The following is an 18888-nucleotide window of genomic DNA, read 5'->3' on the forward strand; positions in this document are numbered from 1 at the left end:
TTCTTAATTAAGACTGTGAAATTTTACTAAGAAGGTGTAATTTTGTCTCAGGGTCTGCAAAAGAAGACTTAATAGCCATGGTTGAGATAGATCTAAGCTGCTTAATTTCAAAGCCAAGTTGATCAGAACATCCTTGATATTCTTGACCAACACTAGTATGAAAAAATGGTGGATCATCTGAGTTGAGGCTAACATTTATCCCTTTAGACATAATGAGTTTGATTGGGTGACTCTCCCAACTAGGGTATATCGAAAGAGCTAGATTACTTCCAGGACAAATCTCCAAGGCTATATTACGATTTTTTAGTTCATCTAGTAGATGCTCATCTTCCACGCTTCTAACGCCATGACCAATTCTGCTAACGGGTAAATAATTTATGGCATCCCAAACACTTTCTGCGCCGCATATCTCACCTGCATGAACTGTGCAAGGATAGTTAGCTTTAGCTGCAATATTAAAAGCAGGGGCAAAATCAATTAACTTGAATGCATTTTCATCGCCGCCCATACCAAACCCAACAACATAAGGATGGGGGTTATCAACCATTGTTTGTGCAACATCAACCCCTTTTTGAGGCCCTAAATGCCGTACGCAAGTTACAATAATTCGCCCAATAATACCGAAATCTAACTGTGCATCATCTATTCCTTTTGCGCACCCTCTAATCAAGTCATTATAGCTAATACCGCAATCACTAGCGTGATCAGGGGATATAAAGGTCTCAGCATATATTACATTTTGTGATGAGCAGTCTTTAAGATATTCATACATAATATCTCTGTAATCTTTAGCATTTTTAAGGCATGAACTTACTGAGTCATAAGCGTTAAGAAAGCTTGGAAAGTCAGTCCAGGCATAACCGCCATCTTCATCAAATATATTTTCATCAAAATCAACGTTATTACGTTTGGCAATTTCATGAAATAATTTAGGGTTAATAGTTCCTTCTAAGTGGCTATGAAGCTCAACTTTGGGAAGCATTTGAATTTGATCTTGCATAATAATTAACTTAAGTTACAAGCTTTACCATGAAGTAAAGGCTCTATTTCAAGGTGCTGAGCAATAGTTTGTCCCATGTCGCAGAAGCTTTCTCGCTCTCCTAAGTTATTGTTCTTAATTGATTTTCCATAAAAAACAACTGGAACATGTTCACGGGTGTGATCATTTCCAGGCCATGTAGGATCGCAGCCATGATCTGCTGTTATTAGCACTAGATCGTTGCTGGTTAGTTGCGCCTCAATTTCAGGTATTCGGGCATCAAATTGCTCGAGTGCTAGAGCGTACCCTGCAACATCACGTCGATGACCAAATTTGGTATCAAAATCTACTAGATTTACAAAGATTAGTCCTTCATTAACTTTTTTCATTTCAGATAATAATTGATCAACTAAGCCCATGTTATTAGCTGCCTTAACGGTATAGCTGACTCCTTGATTCGAAAAAATATCTCCAATTTTTCCAACTGAAATAACATCTCCACCACCATCTTGAATATTGTCTAACAGCGTTGGGCCATTGGGCGGCGTAGTAAGGTCTTTTCGATTAGCAGTTCGCTCAAAGCCATCTTTAGAGTTCCCAGTAAATGGCCTTGCAATTACTCTTGTAATTTCTAGTGGATCAACCAAGCGTTTTGCGATGGTGCATAATTCATAGAGCCTATCTAATCCAAAATGCTCTTCATGGGCAGCAATTTGAAATACTGAGTCAGCCGAGGTATAACAAATAGGAAATCCACTATCTATATGCTCTTGACCAAACTCTTCAATTACTTGAGTGCCTGATGCATGTTGGTTTGCAAGTGTCCCACCTATTTTTCCTTCCTCTATAAGGCTAAGAAGGAGTGATTCAGGAAAGCAGTTTTCAGTTTTTGGAAATGTTCCCCATTCAAAAGGAACTGGCAGACCACAAATCTCCCAGTGACCACTCGGGGTGTCCTTACCTGCGCTAACTTCTTTCGCATAACCAAAAGCGCCCTGAGGCTCAACTCGAGAAATTGGTAAGGGCTTTTTACGGCTTGCAATTGCAGCCTCCCCTAAACCCCATCGAATCAAGTTTGGAATAACTAGGGGGCCATTTCGCTCAGAATTATTAGCACTATTAGAATCACAAGACTCAATAATATGACCTAAAGTATCTGCCCCTGTATCACCGTAAAGATGCGAGTCCTTAGTTGAACCCAAACCTAAAGAATCTAAAACTAAAATAATTGATCTTTTCATCTATAAACCTTCTAATTTGAGCCTAGTATTTCATGGATTAGGGTTGGCGGCTCTATATGTTTAGCTCCTAATGAAATAAATCCAGGGATAGTTTCTTGGAGATAGTTCAATTGTTCTTTATCTCGCGTATGTGCAATTGCAAGTGGCTCACCTTTATCAATCCATTGACCGATTTCAACAATATCACTTAATCCAACGCCATGATCTATTGGGTCGCTAGATTTAGTTCTGCCAGCTTTCAAATGTATCATACTAAGACCAATAGCGCGCGCATCCATTTCCAAAATATATCCAGAAGAGTTTGCTGCTATAGGTCTAATAATGGGCATAGGGACTAAGTGTTTGTGAGACTTTTCTAATAAATCACTTGGCCCACCAAGAGCAGAAATCATTTGTTCAAATATTGCAGCTGCCTTGCCAGACGTTAGTACATCTTGAGATTTCACTCGAGCAGTCTCAAGGTCACTTTCAATACCACTTAGCTGCAACATATGAGCTGCTAATTCAATGGTAAGCTCAAGTAGTCTAAGGTTAGCATTTTCAGGTTTGATTAAAAAATTTATACACTCTTTTACTTCTATAGCATTACCTACGCTATGACCAAGAACCTGACTCATATCTGTGATTAAGCAGCTAGTTGGCACACCAGATTTACTTGATACATTGGCAATACTTTGGGCTAATTCTTGCGCCATTGAATAGTTTGCAGCAAATGCACCATTACCAGTTTTAATGTCCATTACAAGGGCATCAAGTCCAGAGGCTAGTTTTTTTGATAGAATTGACGCGGTAATAAGGTCAATTGACTCAACTGTTGCGGTGACGTCTCTAGTGGCATAAAAACGCTGGTCTGCTGGAGCAAGTTTGGTAGTTTGCCCAATAATAGCGCAGCCAACTTCCTTAACAAGCATTCTAAATTTTGCATTATCAGGAGTTCCATTATATCCTGGAATGCTTTCAAGCTTATCTAGTGTGCCACCCGTATGTCCCAAGCCGCGACCAGAAATCATTGGCACATAGCCTCCACAAGCAGCAACTATTGGAGCCAATATTAAACTTATCTTGTCTCCTACGCCGCCAGTTGAATGCTTATCTACTACTGGACCATCTAAGTTAAGGTCTTGCCACTGAAGCGTATCTCCTGAGTGCATCATGTGCTGAGTTAAGCTAACGCGCTCATCCATAGTCATGCCGCATTTAAAAACTGCCATTGCAAATGCGCCTAACTGAGCATCCGTCAAACTGCCATCAGTAATTCCTTGAACTAAAAAACCAATTTCAGGGTCATTCAGTATCAGGCCATCACGTTTTTTTCTAATTAGTTCTTGAGGAAGGAATAATGCGCTCATAAATTAGTCACCATATGGAGTCCAAATATTTTTCACTTCAGTAGCATTTCTAAGGAATTCTAAGCTTTCACCCTGATCAGGATTAAGCCAATCTCGATCGCTATCTTCATGAACCCACAAGCGTTTTAAGTCGATAGCACTGATAGCTTCAATAGAGGCAATAGTCTCTTGATCCGCCCAACACCATGTTCCATCAACTTCTGCATGACCAACAATTTGCTCAGCAAGCTCACGCTTATTACCGCTAACTATATTTACAACGCCAGCTGGTACATCTGAAGTTTCAATTGTTTGTACTAACTCCAAGGCAACACTTGGAAATCGTTCACTAGGAATTAAAATAACTCGGTTTCCCATAGCTATTGCTGGGGCAACTAAAGAGATTGATGTAAGTAATGGAAGTTCTTCAGGAGCAATTTGAGCAAGAATACCTATGGGCTCTGGAAGTGCCATTGTAATGCCTCTATAGGGCGCACTATGAACTGCTCCGTCATACTTATCTGCCCAGGCAGCATAACTAAAGAGTCGACTGATGCTTTCATCAAATTCAGCTTTAGCTTGTTTTTTTGAAACCCCACAAAGAGTTATAAGTCGTTGAATCCATTCAGATTCGCGTACCGATAAATTTTCAGCAAGAAAATAAATAATTTGAGCTCTGCCGTGACCGCTTTGAGAGCCCCAGGATGATGCTTTTGAGGCTGCACTTACAGCGTTTCTTACATCCTTTCTGTTACCAGCACCAACAAAAGCCGCATGACTTCCATCAGCATTGAAAGTTGCAATACTATGACCACCATCTGGCCTTACCTGCTTTCCGCCAATATAAAATTTTAATGTTTGGTCAATAGCATTATTTTTAGGATTTTTAGTAATTAAAGAAGCAGTAGCCTTCTTTGATAACTTTAAACCGTTAGGCTTAAGGTATTCATAAAGTCCTTCTTTTCCACCTTCACGGCCAAATCCAGACTCTTTGACGCCGCCAAATCCACAAGACGCATCAAATTGATTATGACAATTAATCCATACAACACCGGCTTTAATTTTAGGAGCAACATCCATTGTGCGATTAATATTTTCACTCCAAATACTTGCCGCTAATCCATATCTACTATTGTTAGCTAACTCAACGGCCTCGGATTGAGTTCGGAAAGTCATTGAGACTAAAACAGGTCCAAAAATTTCTTCTTGGGCTAACGGGTGACTAGAATCAATATTTGTAATAAGAGTTGGGGGATAGAGGTTACCCTCTGACTCAATATCACATGCCTGATAAATTTCTCCGCCATGTTTTAAGCCATCTTTGACCATTTCATTCACTCTATTAAACTGGGTCTTGCTAACTAAACTGCCTAAGTCTATTGACTTATCAAGAGGAGAGCCTAAGCGTAATTGTTTAATTCTTTCTTTAATCCTTAGATGAAGGTCTTCAGCAACTTCAGCCTGAACCAATAATCTTGATCCAGCACAACAAACCTCTCCTTGGTTAAACCAAATTGAATCAACTAAGCCTTCAACTGCAGCATCAAGATCTGCATCTTCAAACACAATAAATGCAGATTTTCCGCCAAGTTCGAGTGTAAGTTTTTTACCTTGTCCAGCTGTACTTTTTCTGATGGACTGACCAACAGCAGTTGAGCCAGTAAATGCAACTTTATCAACGCCTTTATGAGCTGCAAGTTCAGCGCCAATATTTCCATCACCATTGATCATATTGACAACGCCAGGTGGAACTCCTGCCTGCTCGCATAAGTGTGCAAAAAACATTGCTGAAATTGGAGTTTGCTCTGCAGCCTTAAAGACAATAGTATTACCCATAGCAAGAGCTGGAGCAATTTTCCAAGATAACATTAATAGTGGGAAGTTCCATGGGACAATTTGAGCAACAACACCAATTGACTGGTAACTAGAAAACTCTTTGCCTTGAAGTTGTGCCCAGCCAGCATGGTAATAAAAATGCCTTATTGCAAGAGGTATATCAATATCACGACTTTCACGAATTGGCTTTCCATTATCAAGTGTTTCAAGTACAGATATTAATCTCGAATGTTTTTGTAGTAATCTTGCTAAGGCATAGAGAATTTTAGCTCTTCCATGGCCTCCAAGCAACTCCCAAGAGGGTTGTACTTTTCTAGCAGCTTCTACTGCTAAATCTAGCTGTTCAGAACTTGCAATTTCAATATTGGCTAGTAACTTACCATTTGAGGGATTTAAGCTAGCAATTAATTTAGATTTTTTATTAGATATAAATTTTCCATTAATCAGCTGACCAAAGCGGCAGTTATTAAGTTTAAGCCACTCATGCGCCTCTTTATCACTTTCGAGAGCTTTGCTATAATCTAGATCTTTGAATGATTTTAAAAGTGTCATTGTTAAGTCCTATGCTAATGGATGTCTATAAGATGCCGAGTAATAACCACTAGAGAAGTGGTCTAATTGGCGTTCAATATCGCCGAGTAAGCTAGATGCTCCAAAACGAAATAAATCTGGCTCTAACCATCTGCGACCGAGCTCTTCTTGGATCATTGTCATATATAAAAGTGCAGTTTTAGTGTCACTAATTCCACCAGCAGCTTTAAAGCCAATTCGAATGCCTGTTTCATTATAAAAATTACGTATCATTCGAACCATAACTAAACTTACTGGAAGGGTTGCGTTAGTAGGCTCTTTACCAGTAGACGTTTTAATAAAGTCAGCCCCAGCCATCATGCAAACCTGAGAAGCTTTAGCAATATTACTAAGATTTCCAAGTTCACCCGTAGCTAAAATAGTTTTCATATGCGCATCGCCACATTTTTCACGAAACATTTTTACTTCTTTATACAGTTCTTCCCAGTTTCCTTCTAAAACATGTCGGCGGCTTATAACTATATCAATTTCATTAGCACCCGAATCTACTGAATACTCGATTTCTTTAAGTCTTAATTGAAGAGGGGAGAGGCCTGCTGGAAATCCTGTGGATACCGCGGCTAAATTAACCTTTGAATTATTCAATGCTTTTTTGGCAGAAGCAAGCATGTCATGGTATACACACACAGCAGCAACACTTAAATCTAAAGATTCAGTGCCCAGTATTTTTTTAAGCTTGTTACTAATAGGCTGTTTTGCTTTACTGCAAAGACGCCTAACTCGAGCCTCTGTGTCGTCTCCAGAAAGGGTGGTTAAGTCCATTAAAGTAATAGCTTTGAGAAGCCATGCAGCTTGTTTATCTTTTTTTATACTTCGCCTTGTGCCATAATTATTGCAGCGCCTCTCAACAGCACTTCTATTAATTGCTATATTTGATATTTTATCAATTCTAAAGTCTGTCCCTGGATTTCTAATAACACCAGAGTTTTCCTTTAAGCTTTCTGAATCAATTAAATTTGGATAAGAGATAACTTTGCTATCTTTCTGAGGTATTTGAGCTTTAGTGATATTTTTAGTCATATTCTTTGATGCTTAATAAAATCTATAAACTCTTTAGGTATGAAATTAAAACTTTTTCGACAGTGGCTGCAGCCTTGCTTGCAAAGGCAATTGTTTGTTCATGACTTAGTTTTGTGGCACTCATTCCTGCTGCATAATTAGTAATAACTGAAAGAGCGCATAGTGGAAGCCCTTGATGGCGAGCTAAAATAACTTCAGGAACTGTAGACATTCCTACAGCATCTGCGCCTAGGGTTTTGACAGCTTTAATTTCAGCAGGAGTTTCAAATTGCGGCCCACTAAACCATGCATAAACTCCTTCATGTAGGGTGATGTCATTCATTTTAGCTGAAGAACGCATATTATCATTTAGCTCAGGATTGTAGGCATCACTCATATCCACAAAGCGCTTATTACTTTCAGCACCAAACAAGGGAGAAACTCCCGTCATATTAATATGATCTGTTATAAGCATAACGCTTCCTGGCGATGCTTCTTTAACTATACTTCCAGCAGCATTAGTGAGTACCAGGCTTTTGCATCCTATTGCGTTAAGTGTTTGAATGGCAACAGCCATTATGTCTGCTCTTCCGTTCTCATAATAATGAGCTCGACCTTGCATTACAACCACATTGGTATCTTCAACTTTACCAAATAAAAGTCTTCCAGCATGGCCGCCAACACCGGCAACTGGAAAGCCTGGAAGTGAGTCAAAATCTAGACTAGCTATCGTATTGATATTATCGCAAAACTGACCTAAGCCAGATCCAAGAATAAGACCAACTTCAGGCTTAAAGCTAGCAATTGTTTGATTTATGATACCAACACAATCATCAACTTGACTCATTACAGATGCTCCGGCCCAAAAGAATGAGGTAATAATTCAGCAAGATTCATATGGCTCTGAACTCCACTTGGAGAGCACAGCATAATTTTTGTATTTTCATCCGAAAATTCTCTTATTCTCTGTCTACATCCACCACAAGGTATTCCGCCTTCATCATTCTTTGTCATAACATATATTGTTTTAATTTTTTTCTCACCACCCATTACCATTGATGCAATAGCAGATGCCTCAGCACAGTTTCCAAGCGGGTAGCTAGCATTTTCAACATTACAACCTGAATAAGTATTCCCTTTGTCAGTTATTATTAAAACACCAACAGGATAGTTAGAGTAAGGGACATAGGCTTTGCTCATGGCACTTTTAGTAGCTGCAATATGACTTTCTTCACTCATACTTATAACTCCTTAATGTAAGGTTGGGCAGATGCCTTAGGAGGAACTGCTTTGCCAATAAACCCTGCTAATAAAATAATAGTTAAAATATAAGGGGCTGCATCGATCAATTGAACCGGAATTTCACCAATAATAGGAAAGACAACACCTTGAAGTCTAATAGATAATGCCTGTAAAAAGGCAAACAAGAAGCATGCAGCTAAAACCTTATATGGGTGCCACTTTCCAAAAATTAGTGCAGCTAAAGCAATAAAGCCAGCACCAGCAGTCATCTCTTTTGTGAATTGTGCAGTATATGCAGTTGAAATATAAGCGCCACCAATCCCACATAAAATACCACCAACTAATAAAGCTCTGTAGCGCAGACCTTCAACTGATAATCCTGCTGTATCAACCGCTTTAGGATTTTCTCCTACCGCTCTAAGGCGTAAACCAAATCGAGTTCGGTAAACTATCCACCAAACAATTGGAACAATCACAAAGGCTAAATAAACCAGGATATTATGACCACTAATGAGCTCCCTATAAATTACACCAATAATAGGAATATGATCAATAATATCAACTCCAGGAAGGGTAATAGAAAGAAATCTTTCGTCATTTTGAAGTGTCGGCGTAATGCCGCCTCTTTTAAACCAGGCTAACGTTAAAATCATTGTCAGTCCAGACGCCAAGATATTTATTGCAACTCCACTAACAATCTGATTACCTTTATAGGTAATGGATGCAAAGCCATGAATCATTGCTAATACAGAGGATGCAAGCATACCCGCAATTAAACCAAGCCATGGTGAGCCAAAAACGCTTGCTGCACTAGCAGCAATAAAGGCTGACATCAAAAGCTTTCCTTCCAGACCAATATCTACAACACCGGCTCGCTCAGCAAACAAGCCAGCCATGGAAGCAAAAATAAGTGGAACACAGATTCTAACTGAGGCGTCAAATGTCAATACAGTAGTTAAAAAGAAGTCGCTCATTCTGATGCCTCAACTGGTGCTAAATAGCGAATTAAAACAGGTCTATATAAATACTCTAAACCACCACAAAACAAGATGACTAGGCCCTGCATAACAACAACAATGTCCCTTGATACGTTTTGTAATTCAAAGTCTAATTCTGCACCACCCTGATAAAGTATTCCAAACAAGAAGGCTGCAATAAGAATACCAACAGGATGGTTACGGCCCATTAAGGCAACCGCGATACCACCAAATCCATAGCCATAATTAAAATTTAAGAAAAGGCGATGCTGAACTCCCATAAGTTCATTGATACCAACTAAGCCGGCCAGTGCTCCCGAAATACACATTGTTACAACAATGATTTTTTTTGGATTAATTCCACTATAAATTGCAGCTTCATTGCTTTTTCCTGCAGCACGAATTGCAAAGCCCCATCTAGTATGCCATAGGAAAAACCAGACTACAGCTGAGAAAAATAAAGCAACAAATATCGACATATTAAGTGGTGATCTTGTAACTTCATAACCAAAATTTGCTAATACATCATGCACAAAAGGGATCCATGAGGCTTCAATAAAGTCCCCACTTTCTGGTGACATCTCGCCAACCTCACGCAATACATTGACCAAGACGTAAACCATTAATGAGGAGGCTATAAAGTTAAACATTATGGTAGTTATAACAATATGGCTTCCACGATAAGCTTGTAAGTAAGCAGGAATGATCGCCCATAATGCTCCAAACAACAAGCCTCCTGAGATAGCCAATGGAATGACAATCCATGCGCTAAGGGCAGGATTCATATATAAGGCAACTAACGCAGTGCCAAGGCCTCCAACATATGCCTGACCCTCTCCTCCAATATTAAATAATCCAGCGTGAAATGCAACTGCTACAGCAAGGCCAGTAAAGACAAAGTTTGTCGCGTAATACAGAGTGTAACCAAGACCTTCATCGTAACCAAGTGCACCATAGATTAATATCTTGGTTGCCTCTATTGGATCGACTCCTATAAATAGAAAAACAATACCGGTAGCTATAAATGCAGTTAAAACATTAAAGAGAGGCAGCAATAAGCCATTTATCCATGATAATCGTCTATCACGTGTCATATTTCAGCTCCTTTGGTTTCTGCCGGAGATTCAAGCGCATTGGCCATCATCATGCCGAGTGTTGCTTCATCTGCATCTGCGCCATTAACAGTACCAGTAATTATTCCATCACACATCACTATTATTCTGTCACTAAGAGACATGATTTCCTCTAGCTCAACAGAAATTAGGACAATAGCTTTGCCAGCGTCTCTCATTTGAATAATGCGTTTTCTAATAAATTCAATAGCACCTATATCAACACCACGTGTTGGTTGACCAATAATTAAAACTTCTGGGTCGCGTTCAAATTCTCTTGCTAGAATAAGTTTTTGTTGATTGCCCCCTGAAAAGTTTGAGGACATCAAGTTTGGATTTGGTGGACGGACATCAAAGGCCTCCATTATGGAAGCACAATTAGCCTTAACTAGTGATTTTTTTAGCCAAATTCCTTGATTTAGATTCTTATCATTTTGGTATCCCATTAGGGCGGTTTCGCTAGCACTAAATTCAGCAATCATACCCATTTTTTGACGGTCCTCAGGGACATGAGCAACACCAAGATTTCGTAATTGCTCAGGATTAAGTCGACTTTTTGGGGATATGGTTTCACCCATAATCTCAATAGACCCTTTTGTTAATGGGAGTATTCCAGCTAGTGCCTTTAGAAGTGTTCCCTGGCCATTACCGGTGACGCCTGCAATTCCAAGAATTTCACCAGAGCGAGCCTCAAAGCTCACTTCTGATACGCGCTTTAATCCTTGTTCATTATTTATTTCGAGATTTTTTGCAACTAAAAGGGGCTTACCAATTTTTGCTTTAGACTTCTTAATATTTAGTAGTACTTTTCTACCAATCATTAACTCTGCAAGTTCTTCAGGGTTGGTTTTACTGGTCTCTCTATGGGCTACCATCTTGCCCGCTCTCATGACCGATACATGGTCTGTGATATTCATAATTTCTCGAAGCTTGTGAGTAATTAATATAATCGTAACACCTTCATTCTTAAGAGCTTCAAATATACGAAATAACTCATCAGACTCTTGAGGCGTTAAGACTCCTGTGGGTTCATCAAGTATTAAAACTTTTGCGCCCTTATACAGACCCTTTAAGATTTCGACTCGTTGCTGCATTCCAACAGAGAGCTCTTCTACTGCGATATCTAGTTCAACTTCCAATCCATATTCTTTAGCAAGTCTAGTCAGCTCAATTCGAGCATTTGCTAGGCTTTCTGTAATCAATGCACCACCCTCACTGCCAAGAATGACATTCTCAAGAACGGTAAAATTCTCAACTAGCATGAAATGTTGGTGAACCATTCCAATTCCTGCTTCAATTGATTGTTTTGAGCTGGTGGCTCTAAAGTCTTTATCAAAGACTTTAATTTGTCCAGAGTCTGCCTGATAAAAGCCGTACAAGATACTCATTAGAGTGGATTTACCCGCTCCATTCTCACCAACAATACCGTGTATTGTTCCAGTTTTAACACTCAGATTGACCTTATCATTTGCATGCACAGCACCAAAATGTTTGTCAACATTTATCAGTTCAATAGCAATGTTTGACTTAGTCATAGATAATATTTATATAAAAATATGTAATTATTATAGTTGTATGAATTTGTAACTTTAATATATAGTTTTATAAAAATACATATTAAAGTTTAAAAAAAAACATCCGGCCCTAGAGCCGGATGTTTTTAAGAATAAAAACTGCTTCTTATAAAGGGCAGGTATTATCACTCATGTAGTCATGGACCACAATAGAGCCATCAATAATTCCAGCTCTTGCAGTTTCAACTGCGGCAAGCATTTCAGCAGAAACTAGATCTGCATTGTACTCATCCATTGCAGCGCCAACACCATCTTCGGCAACACCGTTCACTTTAAAACCAGCTTCCCAAGTGCCGTTCATAGCAGCCTCAAAACTCTCATAAGCAGCTAATCCAACTTTCTTGTACATAGAAGTAAGCATTGTTCCAGGTTGAATGTAGTTTTGGTTAGAGTCTACACCAATTGCTAATACACCCATGTCAGCAGCAGTTTGGTAAACACCCATTCCAGTTCCACCAGCAGCAGCATAAACTACGTCAGCACCATTTTCAACTTGGCTACGAGTAATTTCACCACCTTTAGTTGGGTTACCCCAAGCAGCTGGAGTTGATCCAGTCATCTGTGCTAATACATTCATTGAGCTGTCTTGATGAGCAACACCTTGCTTATAACCACACTCAAAGCGACTAATTAATGGAATATCCATACCACCAACAAAGCCTACAGTGCCTGTGCTTGATGCCATAGCAGCCATAATACCAACAAGGAATGATCCTTCTTGCTCTTTAAAGACAACATTTTGAACGTTTGGAGCATCTACAACACCATCAATGATAGTGAACCAAGTGTCAGGATACTCTGCAGCAGCTGCAGCAACAGCATTCGCCATAGTGAAGCCTACAGCTACAACTGGGTTGTATCCACGTTGTGCAAACTTCTTAAGACTTTGCTCCATCATAGCTTCATTAGTAGGCTCTAGCTCAGTAACCGCAATACCAGTATCATTAGCAAATCTCATGATGCCGTTATAGACCGCCTCGTTAAAAGACTTGTCATTCTTACCAGCAGTATCATAAACTACAGCAGGCTTAATATCAGCAGCTTGAGCAATTGACGCTGATAAAGCAATTGTTGTAGCTATTATTGCTAGACCAGTTTTTTTGATAAATCCACCAAAATGTGAATGTTTCGTGTTTTTCATTGTGTACTTCTCCTTAGTTATTAATCTTAATTTTTCAATAGAACAAAAACCATCATTAAAATAAAGATAGTCTAAAAATATCTTTGTTGTTAACTCAAGCTTTGTATTAAAAGTATATAGAAATAAAATCTCAAGTTGTTAATATTCTATTCTCGATGATGTCCTTTGTCAAAAATATTTCAATGTATTTTCAATCTATTTCTTATAGCTCTAATAATTACCTATATAGTTTGAGTATTCTTGAATATATAAGTAAAAAATAATCATTTTTAAATTCATTGTGAAAAATAATTGTTTACAATAATTATTAATACATTTATGCATATAATTAAATAATTATTTAAATACCAATCTATGAGTATTTTGGTTAAAAATAATAGTTGTAGTCAAATACTTAGCTAAAAATTATTATGAATAAAAAAATCATTCAAAGCCTTAAAAGTTATCCCCGAAATATGGTGGGCTATGGGAAGGATCCAATCCACCCCAAATGGCCAAATAAAGCCCGTATTGCAGTTCAATTTGTGTTGAATTATGAAGAAGGTGCGGAAAACTCAATTTTGCACGGCGACAATGCATCTGAAGCTTTCCTTTCAGAGATTGTTGGTGCTAAGGCTTATGAAGGCGTTAGGCATATGAGCATGGAGTCCATTTATGAGTATGGCTCAAGAGCAGGCGTTTGGAGAATATTAAACCTTTTTAAAGAATTCGATGTTCCAGTAACTATCTTTGCAGTGGCTCTTGCAATTGCTCGTAATCGAGAACTTGCTGATTATTTGGTAGAACAGAATTATGATATTTGTGCGCATGGATTTAGGTGGATAGATTATCAATTTGTTGATGAAAAAACAGAGCGAGAGCATATAAAAGACTGCATTTCTGTTTTGACTGAATACCTAGGAAAAAGGCCAGAAGGTTGGTATACCGGAAGAAATAGTCCAAATACAAGAAGGCTGATTGTGGAAGAGGGAGGGTTTCTTTATGATAGTGACACATATGACGACGACTTGCCTTACTGGTCAAATGAATTTGGTGCTGAAAAAAAGCATTTAATTATTCCCTACACTCTAGATTTAAATGATATGAGGTTTGCTTCACCACAGGGGTTTAATTCTGGAGACCAATTCTTTAACTATTTAAAGGATACTTTTGATGCGCTATATCTTGAAGGAGAGGCAAGTCCAAAAATGATGTCAGTTGGAATGCATGCGAGAATATTAGGACGCCCTGGAAGAATTATGGCTATGAGAAGATTTTTAGAGTATGTTAAAACGTTTGATAATGTTTGGCTTTGCTCGCGCAGAGAAATTGCTAACCATTGGTATAAGAACTTTTAAAAAGGGCAAGAGATGGAATTACCATTAAATTTAGCGCAACAATCTGCAGAAGCCTTTTTAAAAACTTTTGAAAACTTGTATGAGCATACTCCTTGGTTTGTAGAAAAATCGTTACCTCTAGTTTTAGCTGATAAAAAATATAATAGTTTAGAAAAATTTCATGAGCTACTTTCAAATATTATGCTTAATGCAGATTCTGACTTACAGGATAACTTGATAGTCGCTCATCCAACTTTGGCAGGCAAAAAAGCCCAAAATAATGAACTTACTGATTTCTCAACTAATGAACAAAAATCTGCTGGATTAAGTGATTGCTCTGACTCTGAAATTGAGCTTTTTGAGGAGCTTAATAGGGAGTACTTTGCTAAATTTGACTTCCCCTTTATTATGGCAGTTAAAGAAAAAAATAAATCTGACATCATTTCGCAGTTTAAAGAGCGAAAAGACAATTCAAAAAATCAAGAAAGATCAAATGCTTTAGATGAGATTAATAAAATAGCGTGGCTAAGAATTAAGGAGATTTATGGAATCTAAAAACCAGATTGATGTTGCTAGTGCAAGTTTTGGTACTAAAGTTGTTTATTGTAGTGATGAATTTTTTGCAGACTCAGGCCGCATGCTTCAATCAAGTGAGCCTGTTTGGATTGAAGACAAATACGATATAAATGGTAAGTGGATGGATGGCTGGGAGAGCCGAAGACGGCGAGATGGGAAAAATGACTTTTGTTTTATTAGGTTAGGCGCTGAATCTATTATTAATAGCTTTAATATTGATACAACTCACTTTACTGGAAATTTTGCACCTGGAGTTTCTGTTCAAGGTTGCTCTGTGCCAGGAGGAACTACTGATGACTTAGTTGTTGATGGCACTGCAGTCACAGAATGGTTTGATCTCGTTACCAAAGAATCCCTAGAGGGTGACTCAAAAAATTTATTTAATAGTGCTTCATCAAAGCCAATTACGCATTTAAAAATTACATTACTCCCAGATGGGGGGATTGCTCGTTTCAGGGCTTATGGTGAGATATGGGTTGATGAGAAGAAGTATGAAGTTAATGGTACGAACGTAATATCAAAAGAAAGTGGCGCGAAAGCGATCTTTGCAAATGATGAGCACTTTGGAAGCTTAAGTAATGTTTTAGAAAAGCATGAGCCTTTAAGTATGGCTGATGGATGGGAAACAAGGCGGCGAAGAAAGCCTGGGAACGACTGGGGAATTATTGCCCTCTCTAAGCCTGCAACTGCTGAGGAAGTAATAGTTGATACTCAATTTTTTAAAGGTAATTTTCCAGATACTTTCTCAATATCAACTTCCAATTCACCAGACGAAGATGATAAAACTTTGAAAGAAAATAGCAAAACTTGGAATAAACTTATTGAAGGAAAAAAATTAAAGATAAACCAAATGCATGTCTTTAAAGGTTCGGACATACTTCATAATGATGTGTTTACTCATATCCGTGTCGATATATATCCAGATGGCGGTATTGCCAGGTTAAAACTTATTGGAAAATTTACCTAGATATGAATACTTTAAAACTAACTCCTGAGGTTCTAACTGCAGATAATTTCCAACTTTTTGGCGAAGTGCTTAGTATTGAAAATAAAGAATCTATTACAATTAATGATGGTTTTGCATCCAAGTTTCCTGATATTGTAAAATTAGATACTAAGGAGGCAGAGGGGGAAACAAGTGTCCATATTTTTATTGCTAAGAAGAGGCAGTTTCCTCTTCAAATTACTATGCTTGAGAATCATCCTTTTTTTAGTCAGACATTTATTCCAAAAAATAACACACCATTTATAGTTGTTGTCGCGCCACCATCTGAAGAACCTATAATTGAAAATATTAAGGCTTTTATTACGGATGGTGATCAAGGCATAAGTTATTCAAGAGGAGTTTGGCACTTTCCTTTAATTAGTTTAAAAGATAACGCTCAATTCGTTGTGATAGATAGGAAATACAATAGTGATAAAGACAGTATGAAGCAGTGCACTGTTAGTAAAATTGAAGATGTTAGTATTTATGTGGAGCTCAGCTTATGATGCAAATATATCTAATGGACTGGCTCAGTCTAGTTTTGAAATTACTCCATATAATTGCAGGTATAGCCTGGATTGGTGCTTCCTTTTATTTTAATTGGCTTGAAAATAAACTTGACCGATTAAATAATAGAGACGAGATAGCTGGCAACTTATGGGCAGTTCACGGCGGCGGCTTTTATCATTTAGAAAAATATAAGAAATATCCTCAAACCCTCCCAGAACCTTTGCACTGGTTTAAATGGGAAGCTTACGTTACTTGGCTTTCTGGAATTTCACTGCTTTCAGTTATTTATTATTTTAATGCTAGCACTTATCTGTTAGCTTCCAATAGCTCAATATCTGCATTATATGGTGTTGGTTTAAGTCTCTTAGGGCTGATACTTTTTTGGCTTATCTATGATCTTTTATGTAAGTCAAAGTTAGTAACTAAATCCGCAATTTTTTTAGCTATTATTTTTATAGTAATTGCATTTTTTGCATATTTTTATAGCAATATTTTTAATCCTAGAGCCGTTTATATGCAAATTGGCTCAATGATTGGAACGGTAATGGTTGCCAATGTTTTCTTTGTAATTATTCCAGTTCAAAAAAAATTAGTTGATGCTTGTGAAAACTCTACTGAAGTTAGTTTAGAGCTGGGAAAAATAGGCTATCTTCGCTCTCGTCATAACAATTACTTTACCTTGCCAGTTTTATTTATGATGATAAGTGGCCATTACCCTACAATTTATAGCGGAGATTATGGCTGGCTAATATTAATGGCTGTTATTGGGATTTTGGTAATGGTTCGCCACTACTTTAATTTAAGAGGAGTTGGTAAAGCTAAAAATAGTCTAATCGCCATTATAGTTATCTCAACCTTTACCTTGATTTATGCTCTAGCGCCATCACCAATTAAGATGCAAGATAATAGCCAAGAGATCGTAACTATTGCTGAGGCCCAAGCCATCATTGAAAAACATTGCGTGAGTTGTCATGCTGCGGAGCCTGCAAACAAAGCCTTTGCGATTGCGCCTAATGGGATTATGCTGGATACTAAAGAAAAAATTATTGCCCATAAGAATCAGATATATCAGCAGTCCGTTCTATCTAAAGCAATGCCCTTAATTAACAATACAAATATGACCGATGATGAGAGAGCGAAATTAGGGATTTGGATTGAGGCAAATCAGTGAGCGAATATAATCATTATCGAGGAGCAATTTACCACTGCACTGAAAGTAATGGGGTGCTAGAGCCAAACTATTTTGTTGATGGCCTTATGGTTGTTGATAATGATTCTGGAAGCATCATTGAGGTTGGAGACTTCAATCAAATTTCTTCAAAGTGGCCAAACGCTAAATCATCTACTCACTTTAAGGATAGCTTGATAATGCCTGGCTTCATTGACACCCATGTGCATTATCCTCAATATAAAGTTATAGCTTCCTATGGAGCAAGCCTTATAGACTGGCTTAATAAGTATACATTTATTGAAGAGCAAAAGTTTTCAGATGAGACTTATGCCGCTAAGGTTGCAGATTTGTTTCTTGATGAGCTTATTAAAAATGGCACTACAACGGCAATGACTTTTTGTACCTCACATAAACAATCTGTAGATATTTTTTTTACGGCAGCAGAAAAGTTGAAGCTTAGAATGGTGGCCGGTAAAGTTATGATGGATAGAAATGCACCAGAGGCTCTTTGTGATAGTGTGGATGGTAGTTATTTTGATTCGAAAGAGCTTATTGAAAAATGGCACAATAGAGGGCGAATGAGTTACGCTGTTACGCCTAGATTTGCTCCTACATCTTCTTCTGAGCAATTAGTACAGGCTGCTAATTTATTAGAAGAATATTCAGATAATAATGGAAATAAAGGCGTTCTTCTGCAAACTCATCTTAATGAAAATATTGATGAAATTGGCTGGGTAAAGGAGCTTTTTCCAGACTCAAAAAACTACTTTGATGTCTATGATAATTTCAATCTATCAGGACCTAATTCAGTTTTTGGTCATTGCATTTATAATACTGATGAAGAATATAAACGTATTGCAGATTCAGGCTCTAAGGTAGCGCTATGTCCAAGATCCAATCTATTCCTTGGTAGCGGTCTATTTGAACTTGATAAATTAGAGGCTTTTGGAATAGGTACTGCACTTGCATCAGATGTTGGCGGCGGTGACAGCTTTTCAATGTTTCAGGTAATGAATGAAGCTTACAAAATATGTCGACTAAATAATTATAATTTAGATCCTGTTAAAGCGTTTTATCTGACAACTCTAGCTGCAGCAAAAGTACTTGATATGGATAATCGTATCGGTAACTTTGAGCCTAATAAGGAGGCAGACTTTATTGTTATTGATTTGAAGGCAACAGAATTAATAAAAAATAAACTCGAAACCTCAGATGATATTAACGATATATTATTTAATTTAATGACTTTAGGTGATGATAGACTAATTAAAGAGGTTTATATTTTAGGTCAAAATATTTACCAAAAATAA

The 18888-nt window shown here is 37.8% G+C and carries 17 protein-coding genes; 6 read left to right on the forward strand and 11 right to left on the reverse strand.

The window, feature by feature from the left end; genetic code table 11:
* Positions 1-7: 7 nt before the first annotated feature.
* The 11 genes from add to AC5YGD_RS04120 all read right to left on the reverse strand — a co-directional run bounded on the left by add (position 8) and on the right by AC5YGD_RS04120 (position 13020).
* Positions 8-1000, reverse strand: a complete 993-nt coding sequence (gene add / locus AC5YGD_RS04070; protein ID WP_496142241.1) for an adenosine deaminase — start codon at positions 998-1000, stop codon at positions 8-10.
* Positions 1001-1005: 5 nt separating this feature from the next.
* Positions 1006-2220, reverse strand: a complete 1215-nt coding sequence (locus AC5YGD_RS04075; protein ID WP_496142242.1) for a phosphopentomutase — start codon at positions 2218-2220, stop codon at positions 1006-1008.
* A gap of 11 nt (positions 2221-2231) precedes the next feature.
* On the reverse strand, positions 2232-3569 hold the full coding sequence (gene deoA / locus AC5YGD_RS04080; RefSeq protein WP_496142244.1) for a thymidine phosphorylase: 1338 nt from the start codon (positions 3567-3569) through the stop codon (positions 2232-2234).
* 3 nt (positions 3570-3572) lie between these two features.
* On the reverse strand, positions 3573-5936 hold the full coding sequence (locus AC5YGD_RS04085) for an aldehyde dehydrogenase family protein (RefSeq protein ID WP_496142245.1): 2364 nt from the start codon (positions 5934-5936) through the stop codon (positions 3573-3575).
* 9 nt (positions 5937-5945) lie between these two features.
* The gene (gene deoC / locus AC5YGD_RS04090; protein ID WP_496142246.1) at positions 5946-6995 is read right to left on the reverse strand and encodes a deoxyribose-phosphate aldolase; all 1050 of its coding nucleotides are present in this window, start codon (positions 6993-6995) and stop codon (positions 5946-5948) included.
* 22 nt (positions 6996-7017) lie between these two features.
* Complete coding sequence (locus tag AC5YGD_RS04095) at positions 7018-7821, reverse strand: purine-nucleoside phosphorylase (protein WP_496142247.1); 804 nt, start codon at positions 7819-7821, stop codon at positions 7018-7020.
* Positions 7821-8213 (reverse strand): cytidine deaminase, encoded by a 393-nt coding sequence (cdd, locus tag AC5YGD_RS04100; protein ID WP_496142248.1) that lies wholly within the window; start codon positions 8211-8213, stop codon positions 7821-7823. The genes AC5YGD_RS04095 and cdd overlap by 1 nt, the downstream gene beginning before the upstream one ends.
* 2 nt (positions 8214-8215) lie before the next feature.
* Positions 8216-9190 carry an ABC transporter permease subunit gene (locus AC5YGD_RS04105; RefSeq protein ID WP_496142249.1) on the reverse strand — a complete coding sequence of 325 codons (975 nt, stop codon included), beginning with the start codon at positions 9188-9190 and terminating at the stop codon, positions 8216-8218.
* Positions 9187-10287, reverse strand: coding sequence for an ABC transporter permease (locus AC5YGD_RS04110; protein ID WP_416653360.1), 1101 nt, complete (start codon positions 10285-10287; stop codon positions 9187-9189). Before AC5YGD_RS04110 ends, AC5YGD_RS04105 begins: the two co-directional genes overlap by 4 nt.
* A complete protein-coding gene (locus AC5YGD_RS04115; protein ID WP_496142250.1) occupies positions 10284-11840 on the reverse strand; it encodes an ATP-binding cassette domain-containing protein in 1557 nt (518 codons plus the stop codon). Before AC5YGD_RS04115 ends, AC5YGD_RS04110 begins: the two co-directional genes overlap by 4 nt.
* Before the next feature lie 145 nt (positions 11841-11985).
* Positions 11986-13020, reverse strand: a complete 1035-nt coding sequence (locus AC5YGD_RS04120) for a BMP family lipoprotein (protein ID WP_271558513.1) — start codon at positions 13018-13020, stop codon at positions 11986-11988.
* Positions 13021-13430: 410 nt separating this feature from the next.
* Between AC5YGD_RS04120 and puuE the strand changes: the two genes are divergently transcribed.
* The 6 genes from puuE to guaD are packed head-to-tail and all read left to right on the forward strand — an operon-like array spanning position 13431 to position 18888.
* Positions 13431-14357, forward strand: coding sequence for an allantoinase PuuE (puuE, locus tag AC5YGD_RS04125; RefSeq protein ID WP_496142251.1), 927 nt, complete (start codon positions 13431-13433; stop codon positions 14355-14357).
* A gap of 12 nt (positions 14358-14369) precedes the next feature.
* The gene (uraD, locus tag AC5YGD_RS04130; RefSeq protein ID WP_416653365.1) at positions 14370-14891 is read left to right on the forward strand and encodes a 2-oxo-4-hydroxy-4-carboxy-5-ureidoimidazoline decarboxylase; all 522 of its coding nucleotides are present in this window, start codon (positions 14370-14372) and stop codon (positions 14889-14891) included.
* Positions 14881-15879 carry an allantoicase gene (alc, locus tag AC5YGD_RS04135; protein ID WP_496142252.1) on the forward strand — a complete coding sequence of 333 codons (999 nt, stop codon included), beginning with the start codon at positions 14881-14883 and terminating at the stop codon, positions 15877-15879. The genes uraD and alc overlap by 11 nt, the downstream gene beginning before the upstream one ends.
* 2 nt (positions 15880-15881) lie before the next feature.
* Positions 15882-16403, forward strand: a complete 522-nt coding sequence (locus tag AC5YGD_RS04140) for an ureidoglycolate lyase (protein ID WP_496142253.1) — start codon at positions 15882-15884, stop codon at positions 16401-16403.
* Positions 16400-17578 carry a urate hydroxylase PuuD gene (locus AC5YGD_RS04145; protein ID WP_496142254.1) on the forward strand — a complete coding sequence of 393 codons (1179 nt, stop codon included), beginning with the start codon at positions 16400-16402 and terminating at the stop codon, positions 17576-17578. The genes AC5YGD_RS04140 and AC5YGD_RS04145 overlap by 4 nt, the downstream gene beginning before the upstream one ends.
* Complete coding sequence (guaD, locus tag AC5YGD_RS04150; RefSeq protein WP_502319142.1) at positions 17575-18888, forward strand: guanine deaminase; 1314 nt, start codon at positions 17575-17577, stop codon at positions 18886-18888. Before AC5YGD_RS04145 ends, guaD begins: the two co-directional genes overlap by 4 nt.

The sequence above is a fragment of the Candidatus Pseudothioglobus sp. uisw_070 genome (assembly GCF_059512545.2).